This is a genomic window from Saccharospirillum alexandrii (assembly GCF_043641555.1).
Taxonomy (GTDB): domain Bacteria; phylum Pseudomonadota; class Gammaproteobacteria; order Pseudomonadales; family Natronospirillaceae; genus Saccharospirillum; species Saccharospirillum alexandrii_A.
The window spans coordinates 148,140-160,257 of the sequence record NZ_JBHZRJ010000001.1 but is presented as its reverse complement, the minus strand read 5'-3'; the positions used below and the strand labels follow the sequence as shown (position 1 = coordinate 160,257).

Genomic DNA, 12,118 nt, shown 5'->3' with positions numbered 1-12,118 from the left:
GGGCGTATTCTTATAATCTCCGTGTTTCAGATCCAAAGAGGCCTCATGACCCCGATCCAACACCTCGTTTTCGACATGGGTGGCGTTCTGGTGCGCATTCACTGGCATCAGGAAGTCAGCCGCATGTTGCAGCAAGACGTGCCGTTCGAGCAGATTCACGCCCTCTGGGGTAACGCCTACTCGACTCATGCCTTCGAGACCGGCCAGCTCGACTTTGAAGCCTTCACCGATGCCTTTATCGACGAATTCAAACCCGCGCTCGACCGGGATACTTTTCAGGCAACGTTTCGCAACATCCTCGATGACGACTTCCCCGGCATCACCGACTTGCTGCACAGCCTGCGCGAGCGCTACACCCTGAGCCTACTCAGCAACACCAACCCCTGTCACTGGCAGATGCTGGTCGACCGCGACACGTTTCTGCCATTGATTGAACATCACTTCACCAGCATGACCCTGGGCGTTATGAAGCCCGACCCGGCCATTTATCAAGCGGTGCAGGCAGCCTTGAAGGCGAACCCGGAATCCATTCTGTTTTTTGACGATGGCCTGAAAAACGTAGAGGCGGCCCGCGCGCTGGGCTGGCACGCCGAACAGGTTTTTGGGCCAGAGGACATTCGCCAGCAACTGAGTCGTTACCAGCTAGACTGAGAGCACCCACCTCAAAAAAGGACAGGTCATGGCTACGGTTCAATTTCTCGGTGCCGCTCAGGAGGTCACCGGATCCTGCCATCTGGTGACCATGCCCGGCATCGGCCGGGTTCTGCTCGATTGTGGCATGCACCAGGGTGGCGATGCCGTCGACCGACTGGGGGATGAGACCTTTGAGTTTGATGCCAGCCGCATCGATGCACTGGTGCTCTCTCATGCGCATATGGACCATTCCGGCCTGTTGCCTTTGCTCGCCAAACGAGGGTTTCGCGGCCCCATCCTGTGTACGGCAGAGACCGTTGAGCTGTTACCGATCATGCTCGAAGATGCCGCCGGGCTTTACGAGCGAGACCTCGAACGCAAGAACCGAAAACTGCTGCGCAAAGGCAAGCCGCCCATAGAGCCGCTTTACACCCAGGCCGATCTGGAGACTGTTTTCTCGCTGTGCGTCGGCCAACCCTATGATGAGCCCTATTCGCTACTACCCGGCCTTTCAGTCACCCTGTTCGATGCGGGCCATATTCTGGGCTCGGCTGTCGTGCAGCTTGAATTCAGCGAACGAAACCAGTCCAAAAAGCTGGTGTTCAGCGGTGACCTCGGCAAGAAAGACACGCCGCTGATGAACGACCCAACCCACCTGACGGACGCCAGTATTGTGTTGATGGAAAGCACCTACGGTGACCGGGACCACCGCTCCCTGCCCGATTCCATTGTGCAGATGGAGCAGATCCTCAAGGAAACCTGGAAACAGGGCGGCAATGTACTGATTCCGGCCTTTGCGGTTGGCCGCACCCAGGAAGTTCTGTACCACCTGGGCGCCATGCATCAGCGCGGTACGCTCGATGGCTGGCAAATCTACCTCGATAGCCCCATGGCCCACAAAGTGACAGAGGTCTATGACCATTGGTTGCACACACTCGATTGCGGCGGTGTTAAAAAGCTGTGCGACACCGACATCAGCTTCCTGAAAGACTTCCTGCCCAGGCTGTCGGTAACGTCCAGCACCGATGATTCCATGGCCATCAACCGGATTAAAAGCGGTGCGCTGATCATCGCCGGCAGCGGCATGTGCACCGGTGGCCGCATACGGCATCACTTTAAAAACAGAATCTGGGATCGCAAAACCACCGTTGTTTTTTGTGGCTATCAGGCCCGGGGCACCCTGGGGCGACTGTTGGTCGACGGCCTGAAAACCATCAAAATGTTTGGCGATGAATTCGCCGTTAACGCCCGCATAGAAACCATTGGCGGCTTCTCCGCCCACGCCGGTCAGCAAGAATTGCTGAACTGGGCCGCCAGCTTCACCAGCCAGCCGGACTTCTACCTGGTGCACGGCGAACCCGGTGCTCAGGATGCCCTGGCCAGTGAGTTGTGGAAACGCCATGAGATAGCGGCCACCATTCCGAAGCAGGGGCAAACCGCGGTTTTTTAGAAGGGAAGTCGCCCTTCGAGCGGAGATCAGCGCACCGGCCTCGCCTGAAGGGCTTAATGGGCAGTTAGGCTATTGCGCTTCCAGCGTCAGCATTAGCCGGCCGGGGTTGGTGGCATTGAACCTGAACCGGTAATCGCCGGCCACCGGGATAGTCGCGGCGATGTTAAGGCCACCGAAGCCGTCGTCAGCACCGCTCAGTGGCAGCCCGCCGTTTTGAACGACATCAGCAAACTGCACCTGCAAGCTCCAGTCGTCATTGACCAGTTTGAACAGGGCTTCGCCTGCAGGCAGTGTTAGCGTATCACTGTATTGAACCCCATCCTGCGCTACTGGCACGCCGTTACTCCAGCCATTGAAGTTGCCACGCAAATACATTGGCTGGCCAAAGCGGTCGCCGTAGGTGAACTCAGTGTTGGCAGAGAGGCTTAACGTGGGCGCACTGGCATTAGCCGATGCATCCAGCAACAAGTCGTAATAGCCAGGGCTGAGGCCAGCATCCAGCCTGTTGTTGCTGCCTACGGCATCACTCAGTGTGACGCTGTTGGTTGTCGTTAGCACATCACCCGCACCGGCCAGTTTGAACCCCCAGCCTGCGTTGGCAATGGCGAAATCGATGGCACTGGCATCGTCGCCGCTGTAATCAATATCGGCAGGATCAATACCGACGGTAGTGCGATACTGGCCACCCCCCAAATATGTAAACTGATAGGCAGGCACGTTAGCCCAGCCGTTCAACTCTCCTTTCAAATACAGCGCTCCCTGGGCCTGGTAGGGTGCCACTTCGCTGGATGTTACCGACAACACCGGATTGGCCGGGTCGCTGGCATCCAGCACAAAGGTGTAGTCGTTCACCGCCGGCACCGACAGGCCAATATTTCCGTTGCCAGGGTTGGTGATGCCGATTGAGTCGGCACTGACGGTTACGTCAGCATAGCCAAGGTTAATATCCGCCCAGTCGTTGTCGGCGAGTTTAAACTCATACTCGCCTGCGGCCAGATCGGTCAGTATCAGTTCATAGCGGTCACCACCGAGATGCGCCAGGCGACGTCCTTCATTCCAGTCGGTCAGCGTGCCACGCAAATACACAGGCTCTGCCAGCACACCGGCATCCATTGCCACAATGGGGATTATGCGATCGAGCTCACCATCGGCGTCTTCATCGGCACCAATCACCCAGAAATCGTAGACCGAGTCGGCTTCGAAAAAGCTGAGCAGATTGGCCGGGTTCGCACCCCAGCTTAAACCCGTCTCAGTCACCGGTGCACCGAGATTAATCGCCGCCCAGAGATCATCGGCAAATTTGAATTCACCGTCTCCGCGCAACACGAACGCTTCGGTGTGGTAGGTGCTGTATTCGGTGTTGTTCATGTCGACCGCACTGCCCTGATCCCAGCCGACAATGCCACCGCGCAGGTTAAGCCCATCGATGCTGTCGTCAGATACTCTGGCCTGTTCAACCAGTTGATCGACCTGGGTACCGCTCAGGCTCAGTTCTGGCTGAGCGTCTATCGTCAGATGAGCGGTTAAGTCACCCGCACCATCCTCTTCCGCTACTGCAAAGACGGCACTGCGCGTTAGCGCATACGGCTGGTCCAGTTCTGCTACGCCGGTGGCGTCGTTCAGGGTTGCCCAGGTCAGTGTTTGCCGGGTATCGGTCGGGGCCCATGAAATCGAATAAACACCCCCCTCTGCAACAATGGGTCCCTGAAAACGACCACTGTTGCTGACCGCGTACAAGGCATCTCGCTGGTTGAGGTTGGGGTAATCGAGCGTCACTGTTTCCGGGTAGCGGCTGTCTACCCGCAGCGTTCGGGTTGCGGTGCCCATGTCGCTATCGCCATTGCTGACGGTCACCTGCACTTGCACATCGGTGCCGTCTGCAAACTCATTCAGGCGGAAATAGGCACGGTAGGGCGCATCGAAATCGTCCGCAATGCGATGCCAGCTTTGGCCGTCGTCGGTGGAATACTCAAAGCGTGCTTCGTAGTCGGGCAGTGCAATGTCCTCAAGCCCGTCTATGTCAGCCAGTAAGGTGACCCGGCCGGTGAGCGGTTCATCGGAATTAAAACCCGACAACTCAACCTCGGGGGCGGGAGACACCGGCACGGGTTTGTTGGCCCGGTAAATGGCCATGCCAAAGGGCTCAAGTTCCAGCTCAACCTGGTCGCCATTGCGCCGTGCAGCCGCCCGCTCCGGGTAAACCCCCAGGTAAGCTTTGGCAACCGCAGGCAGGCTAACCACAACCGGTTCGGCCGAGGTGTTGAACGCCACCAGATACTCTTCACGTTCATACACACGGGATACGACAAAGGCACCTTTACCCCCGGTCTCGACATAACGCTCGTGCTGTACACCGCGCTGCAACGCCGGGTGGGCACGCAGTACTTCAGCGTATTCAGCGAAGGCCTGGTACAGTGGGTGTTCGGTATCGAAATTGTCATCCCCCGGCGTCGCCGCTGACCCTATGTTGTCGTTCGCCAGGTACTCATCCACCTGGGCGGGAAACATGTTCTGGCGCGATGCCTGGTCGCCACCGGTGCCGGTAAAACCCTGTTCATCGCCGTAGTAAATAACCGGTACGCCTCGCAGGAAATACATCATGGCGTGTGCCAGCTTCATTTTTGCGAGCGTGTCTGGCGTATCCGTTTCACCCAGAAAATGGCCGAAGCGACCCATGTCGTGATTGCCGGTAAACGTCATCAGCGTCGACGCATCGCTGTCGGCATCGCTGTATTTATCGTCATCGCGAAACAGGTTCGCCAGCGTAACCGGTGCGTCGCCGCCAGAGACGGTTGCGGACACCGCCGCCTGAAAACCAAAATCCAGTACCGACGGTAACTTGCCTTCGGTGGTGTACATGCTCAGCAGATCGGTATCGGCACTGTAGACTTCGCCAAAGAGCGTGAAGTTCTCGATGCCCTCGTTGCGAGCATGCTCGATGATCGCCGGCGAAAATTCTTGCCAGAATTCGGTATGAACGTGTTTGACGGTATCAATGCGGAAGCCATCGGGCTTGAAGTCAGTGACGATGTTTTTGAAGATCTCGGTCATGCCTTCTATGACCGCCGGGTCCGAGGTAGCCAGGTCATCAAGCCCGACAAAATCCCCATACACCGAGTTTTCACCCGAGAACAGGCTGTCACCCTGGTTGTGATAATACTGGGGGTCGTTCAACCAGGCCGGTACTTTGGCATTGGCTTCAGCGGCGGGCACAAAGGGTGTGTAGGTATCGCCTGCGGCCAGGTCTTCGAGGGATTTGTAATCGCACAGCGTCTGGCCTTCGGGGAGGTTGCCCTCGCTGTCGTGACACTCTTCGTACTTGATCACATCGGCCGTATGGTTGGTGATGATGTCAAAAAATATTTTAATGTCCCGCTGGTGAGCGGCATCAATCAGTTCTCTTAACTCTTCGTTGGTGCCCAGATGCGGATCAATCTGCGTGAAGTCGAGTGTCCAGTAGCCGTGATGCGCCGCACTGGCATTCGGCGGTGTGCCTTGCACCGCTTTGTTTTTAAGAATCGGGGTCATCCAGATGGCAGTAACACCCAACCCTTCCAGATAATCGAGTTTGTCGACCAGGCCGACCAGGTCACCACCGTGGTAAAACGCCTTATCGGTCGGGTCGAAACCGTGAGTGTATTTGTCGCCGCCCAGGTCTCCGTAATCGTTGGCCGGGCTGCCGTTACTGAAGCGATCTGGCATGACAAAATAAAACACATCGTCACGTATATCGCGTTCCTGGTAAGGCGCCAGGTCCTGCGGTGGCTTGCAGCCTGTCACTAAAATGGCGGCCGACAAAGCCGTTACAACGGCCAGTTTTCTGAGTAGTAGGGGTTTGCCTGAATCGTGCGTCAGCATGGTCATCCTGTCCCTCGTTTTTTTGTTGTTAGACGGTGTCACTGAGCGGCGCTCAGTAGAGATGGGAAATTACAGCTGGAACAGTCTTCATCATGCAGACGGAAAAAGGGAGGCTGAAAAAGAGGAGGGATGGGTTTCTTGCACGCCGAACAGGGTTTAAATGTGACCTGCCTGGCACTTTTTGGCCTAACAGTAGCGCAGATAATGCCAGATCATCTACAAACGAATTACCCGCCATTCTCCACCCCGGGCTAACTGGATCCCGGGCGCTGTGGCTGGCAGGTCAATTCAGCTTACCCCAGTAAAGCCACCAGCAACCCCAGTAACAAAGAAGCCACCATCGGCAAAATAACCAGACGCCATAACCGGGCACTCCCCAGCCATACCGTCAGCCCGGCCTTCACCAGGTTATTAACCGCCGAGGCGATCACAATACCCAGCACAGCCGTATCGAGCCCAATGCCATTCACAGACAAACGGGTCAGTGACAGGGTAATGGCATCGACATCGGCAACGCCGGAGGCCGCCGCCAGCAGATAAATGCCGGCATCGCCCACGGTGCTGCTCAGCCATTCTCCGAGCAACAGAATGACTGTAATCAACACGGCAAAATACAACGCCGCACTCAAGTCGAGCGGGTTGCGATCGAGCACGGGTTTTTCGAGGCTGACCGTCTGCTCAATGCCCCGCCAGATAAAAACAGCAGGCACATAAAGGGCAAGTGCCATGGTAATGACTGGCAACAGCAACAGGCTAATCAGCTCCGGGTTGATCAGGTAGGCATAAACGAGCAGGCGGGGAAACATGGTGCCGCAGGCGATCAACACACCGGCGGCCAGCAACCGGCTGGCTTCCGGCGCCTGGCGCGAGAGCCGGGCAAAGTTCAGGGTGAGCGCCGTAGTTGAACTGAGCCCGGCAAACAAACTGGTAAACAGAATGCCACGCCGCGCACCGGCCATGCGCACGGCGAAATAACCCACAAAGGAAATACCGGCGATCAGCACCACCAGCCACCAGATCTCATAGGGGTTAATCGCCGCACCCGGCCCGTAACCCTGGTTGGGCAGCAGCGGCAATATCACCACTGAAATCAACAGCAGTTTAAGCCCGGCATCCAACTCATGCTCTTCCAGTTTGGCGAGCAAACCGTGAATTTCAGCTTTGTAGTCCAGAATCAGTGCCGTCACCACCGCTCCCGCCGCGGCCAGGAAGACACTGACTGAGAGCGCAATGGCACCGAGCATGAAGGTCAGCAACAGGCCGATCAGGCCGGTAATGCTGAAATTACGTTCATGCTGCAAGCGGGCCCGGTAGGCCACCAGCGCAATGGCGGCCACGCCAAGAAAAGCGACCGGAAATACCCAGGGCGTCAGTACAGCTGACAGCACGGCCGAGAAACCACCGAGCAACCCCACCAGGGCATGCGTTCGAATGCCCGCTATGCGCTCACCCGCCGCCAGATGCCGCGCAACCCAACCCCGTTGCAAGCCAATCAGGGCACCGAGCAACAGGGCGGCGAGTAACCGAAACGCCAGGTCAGGTTCTGACAGTGAAGAGAGGTTGGCGAGATCCATGAAGGTACTTATCTGCAAGTCGTCTGCAGAGTGTAGCCAACGTCAACGGCTAAAACCATCGAACCCGATCAGGCCAGTTGCTCGTCTGCCACCGCCAGTTCACGATCCAGCCGGTCTTGCTCTTCCTGTTGCGGTTTGCTGAAACGCGCCAGCAGCAAATAAGCGACCGGCGTCAAAAACAACGTAGCCACCGACGCCATACCCAGCCCCAACACAATCACCCAACCCAACGCTTCGCGGGCTTCGGCACCTGGCCCGGTCGAGAGCACCAGTGGCAAGGCCCCCAGCACGGTAGACATCATCGTCATCATTACCGGGCGCAACCGAATGATGGCGGCTTCTTCAATGGCCTCACGAACCTCGTATCCCCGGTTACGCAACTGATTGGCAAACTCCACCATCAGAATACCGTTCTTGGCCATCACACCGACCAGCAACACCAGGCCTATCTGGCTGTACACATTCAGGCTCACACCCGACATCAGCAACGCGAAAATCGCACAGGCCAGTCCGAACGGTACGGTAAAAATCACTATCAACGCACTGACGAAACTTTCAAATTGCGCGGCCAACACCAGAAACACAATCAACAGAGCAAAGCCAAAGGTCAGCAGCATGGCATTGGACGTTTCATCCAGCGCGGCGGCTTCCGACAAGGGCAATATGCGCATGCCATCCTGCAGCAGGGGTTCGGCCAATCGCTCGGCTTGCAGTAAGGCATCACCCAACGCAAAACCGGGTGTCAGGCTTGCCGTAATTGAAACGGACCGCAACTGAGATTCCCGGGCCAGTGAGGGCGCCACGGCTTGCTCCTGCAACGAGACAACCGTCGACATCGGCACCATGCGCCCATCCCCGGTGCGCAGGAATATGCTTTGCAGGTCGCTCGGGTCGCGGACCGGGTGCGTGGTCGACAGCATCTTCACATCAAAGCTGCGGTCTTCGATAAACACCGACCCCACCTCGCGCCCTTCAAGCAACGCTTGCATGGCCTCGGCCAACCCATTGATGTTGATGCCAAGGTCCGCTGCACGATCCCGGTCAATCGTCACCGAGAGCTGTGGCTGTGTGGTTTCATAGGAAGAACTGATTCGGCCAAACCGGGGGTTCTCTTCCAGCGCAGCAATCAGAGCGTCGGCCGTATCGCTCAATCGATCGTAGTTACTGCCGACGACGGCGAAATTCAAACCACGGCCTCCGCCGCGAATACCCAAGCTGTTCGGCTGAATGGCAAAGGCGCGAATACCGGGTATGGTCGCCATCAAGCCGTTGATTTGCCCGACAATCTCCTGCTGGCTGCGCTCACGTTGATCCTGTGGCGACAACCCCATCACCATAAAGCCCCGGTTACCGGAACCAATGCCTGCAATCGAAAAGGTATTCTCTATTTCACCGGAATCCATCAGCGGCTGTACCAGCTCTTCCACCCGTCGCATTTGTTGCGTGGTGAAGTCGAGACTCACCCCTTGCGGCGCCGATACCGACAACAACGCCACCGACCGATCTTCAGGTGGTGTGACTTCCTGATCCAACTGACCCCACAGGCTCATCGCCAACGCAAACACCAACCCCGAGATCGTCAGAATGACCAGTGGCGCCCGCAATGAAAAATGCAAAATGGTCACGAACAAGCGCTGCAGCGCATCGCCCAGAACATCAAACAAACCCCGCTTTACCGGCGCAGCACCGGGCGATTCCGAATGCGCCTTGAGCAGCCGGGAAGACAACATGGGGCACAGCGTCAGCGCCACCACCGAACTCAACACCACCGCCATGGCCAGGGTAAAACCAAACTCTCTAAACAAACCGCCAGCCTGCCCGGGCAAAAATGACAACGGAATAAACACGGCCGCCAAGGTGGCCGTGGTGGTGATGACCGCAAAGAACACTTGCTGAACACCCAGCACCGCCGCCGCACGGGAACCCATGCCCTGGTTGCGTTTACGCACAATGTTTTCCAGCACCACAATGGTGTCGTCGACCACCATGCCGGTCGCCAACACCAGTGCCAGCAGCGTCAGAATATTGATGGAAAAGCCGGCCAGATAAATCGCCGCCAGAGTCCCGATCAGCGCAACCGGAATGGTAATGGCGGGGATCAGTGTGGCTCGCCAATCCCGTAAAAAAACAAAGATAATCAGCGTCACAATCGCGACGGCAAACACCAGGGTTTTAACCGCTTCCGAGATGGCGCCGCCAATGTAAGTGGCATCGTCACTCGACACCCGGATGTTGGCCCCTTCAGGCAATATTTCCTGAATATTATCCACTGCCTGTCGAACCGCCGAGGAAATTTCCAGGGTATTCGATTGCGCCTGCCGAATAATGCCGATGCCCACCCCAGCGGCACCGTTTGCCCGCAACACGCTGTCGCCCGGGTCTTCACCCAGGGTGACTGTGGCCACATCGCGAATGCGTATTTCCTGGCGAATGCGCAGGTCCATGAAATCTTCAGGCTTGCTGATCTGAGCCGAGGTACGCACCACCAGGCTCTGGTCGTTGCTCGACAAGGCACCCGCCGGTGAATCGAACGATACATTGCTCAATGCCTGGCGCACGTCGGCGACGGTTAAGCCAAAACTGGCCAGCCGGTACTGGTCAATATCTACCCGGAAAATGCGCTCGCGTGAGCCGAACACTTGCAAGTCGGCCACACCGGGAACCGCCGCTAACCGATCGAGCACTTCGTTTTCAACCAGCAGAGAAAGGTCCTGAATCGAAAACGTGGCCGACGTGACCGACAAACGCATCACCGGCGAGGCATCGGAGTCGGCCTTAATGATTTGCGGTTCATCGACATCACCGGGTAACCGGCCCGTAACGCGGCCAATGGCATCGCGAATGTCGGACGTCGCCGTATCGAGGTTCACGTCGCTGCGGAATTCGAGTGTGATGCGGCTGCGACCAAAACTGGAACTGGAGGAAATGGAATCGATGCCGGAGACACGGGAGACGGCGCCTTCCAGAATGCTGGTCACTTCCCGGTCTATGGTTTCCGGAGCGGCGCCGTTGTATGAGGTACTGATGGTGACGACCGGCGAGTCGACCGCGGGCAATTCTCGAATTTCAGCGCCAAACAAACCGGCAATGCCCGACACGACGATCAGCGCACTGACCACCAGGGCCAGCACCGGGCGGCGAACAAACAGGGCGGTAAACCCACCCATCCGCGCTATTCTGGGTTCTGCAGACATGATCAGCCTCCATCCGCCAGGCGTACTGTGGCACCGGCCCGAACCGACTGGACACCTTCGGTGACCACCGCATCACCCGGCTGCAAGGGCGCATCGACCAAAACGGCATCGGAGTTGCGCTGAATGATGCGCACGTTCACGCGTTCAGCGCTGTTATCGCTGTTAATTCGCCACACGTACGAGCCTTCCGACCGCCATTGAACGGCCAGCGGATTCACCGTCGGGAAGGTATCGCCCGGGAAGCGCATGTCCAGTACGAACGACATGCCTGGCCTGAGCAGATCGGCTTCGTTATCGACCAGTGCCTGGACCCGGAGTGTGCGGCTGTCGGGCTCAAGTCGGCTGTCTATCGCGGTGATCGACCCTTCCAGCGATGCGCCCGGGTTCGACACCGGCGTCACGGTGATGTCGCGCCCAACAGATATGGCCCCGACAAAGCGCTCTGGAACGCGGAATTCAACCAACAGATCAGAACGGTCATCGAGCCGGGCCACTTCATTCTGCGTACCCACCAGGGTACCCGGTTCCAGTGACACAATGCCCAGAACGCCGGCAAAGGGTGCTCGAATCGTGCGCCGGTCCAGTGCAAGCTCCGCTTCCCTGACCTGCAATCGGGCCCCTTCCAGGGCCGACTCGGCATCGCTGCGTTCAACCTGAGCAATGCTGTTGCCCTGCTGCATCCGGGTCAGTCGTTCAACCCGGTTTTCCGCATCGCGCAACGCAAGCCGGGCACGATCGAGTGCGATGCGCTCCGAACTGGAATCCATGCGCGCGATCACATCGCCAGCCGCTACCCGTTCGCCAGAGCCTTTCAGTACCTCAGCGATGCGCCCGCCCACTTCGGGGTTAATGGACACTGAGCGCAAGGCCGCCCCATCGCCAATCGCCGTCAGATGATCGTTGATCACCGCCTCGCCAACAGTATCGGTCACCACCAGCGTGGCGCCCCCACCAAAACCAAAGCCCGGACGACCGCCACCGCCGCCACCGCCTTCAGACGCCTCAGCCAGACCCAGCTGCACACGCGTGCCTTCGCCCGCAGGATGCCAGACCAACCAACCGCCACCGGCCAATGCAATTAACGCCAGCGTCAGCGCACTTTGTTTCCAGAGGGACATGCCAATACTCCTTAAAAATCGGATGAGATAAGTACGTCACCGGCCCGAAATCAGGCCAACCCAACCGAACACCTTATTGTTGGACAGTACAATTTATTAAAAGCACAACAGAATGCCCTGTTCCAGGATTCGCCACCAGATGCTGTTAGCCGTTTTTTTAGGTACGCAACGCTGGCTAGCCCCTGGCACTGGCTGTGCCCCTGCCGGGACGTCTGCAGCATGGACTAAAACGCCGGGAGCGCTTTAGCATGAGCGCAGCGAGCCCGAAGGGTGAATCCCAAGGATGGGATT

At 57.7% G+C, this 12,118-nt stretch carries 6 protein-coding genes; 2 read left to right on the top strand and 4 right to left on the bottom strand.

What is annotated here, in order from left to right; genetic code table 11:
- Nucleotides 1-45: 45 nt before the first annotated feature.
- Nucleotides 46-651 (top strand): HAD family hydrolase, encoded by a 606-nt coding sequence (locus tag ACHUE7_RS00610; protein WP_394168242.1) that lies wholly within the window; start codon nt 46-48, stop codon nt 649-651.
- A gap of 28 nt (nt 652-679) precedes the next feature.
- The gene (locus ACHUE7_RS00605) at nt 680-2,083 is read left to right on the top strand and encodes an MBL fold metallo-hydrolase RNA specificity domain-containing protein (protein WP_394168241.1); all 1,404 of its coding nucleotides are present in this window, start codon (nt 680-682) and stop codon (nt 2,081-2,083) included.
- Between the two features lie 69 nt (nt 2,084-2,152).
- Here the strand turns inward: ACHUE7_RS00605 and ACHUE7_RS00600 are convergent, their stop codons facing one another.
- The 4 genes from ACHUE7_RS00600 to ACHUE7_RS00585 form a co-directional block, all read right to left on the bottom strand.
- Nucleotides 2,153-5,947 (bottom strand): alpha-amylase family glycosyl hydrolase, encoded by a 3,795-nt coding sequence (locus ACHUE7_RS00600; protein WP_394168240.1) that lies wholly within the window; start codon nt 5,945-5,947, stop codon nt 2,153-2,155.
- Between the two features lie 287 nt (nt 5,948-6,234).
- The gene (locus ACHUE7_RS00595; RefSeq protein WP_394168239.1) at nt 6,235-7,515 is read right to left on the bottom strand and encodes an MgtC/SapB family protein; all 1,281 of its coding nucleotides are present in this window, start codon (nt 7,513-7,515) and stop codon (nt 6,235-6,237) included.
- A gap of 68 nt (nt 7,516-7,583) precedes the next feature.
- Complete coding sequence (locus ACHUE7_RS00590; protein ID WP_394168238.1) at nt 7,584-10,709, bottom strand: efflux RND transporter permease subunit; 3,126 nt, start codon at nt 10,707-10,709, stop codon at nt 7,584-7,586.
- A gap of 2 nt (nt 10,710-10,711) precedes the next feature.
- Nucleotides 10,712-11,827 carry an efflux RND transporter periplasmic adaptor subunit gene (locus tag ACHUE7_RS00585; RefSeq protein WP_394168237.1) on the bottom strand — a complete coding sequence of 372 codons (1,116 nt, stop codon included), beginning with the start codon at nt 11,825-11,827 and terminating at the stop codon, nt 10,712-10,714.
- Nucleotides 11,828-12,118: the final 291 nt, after the last annotated feature.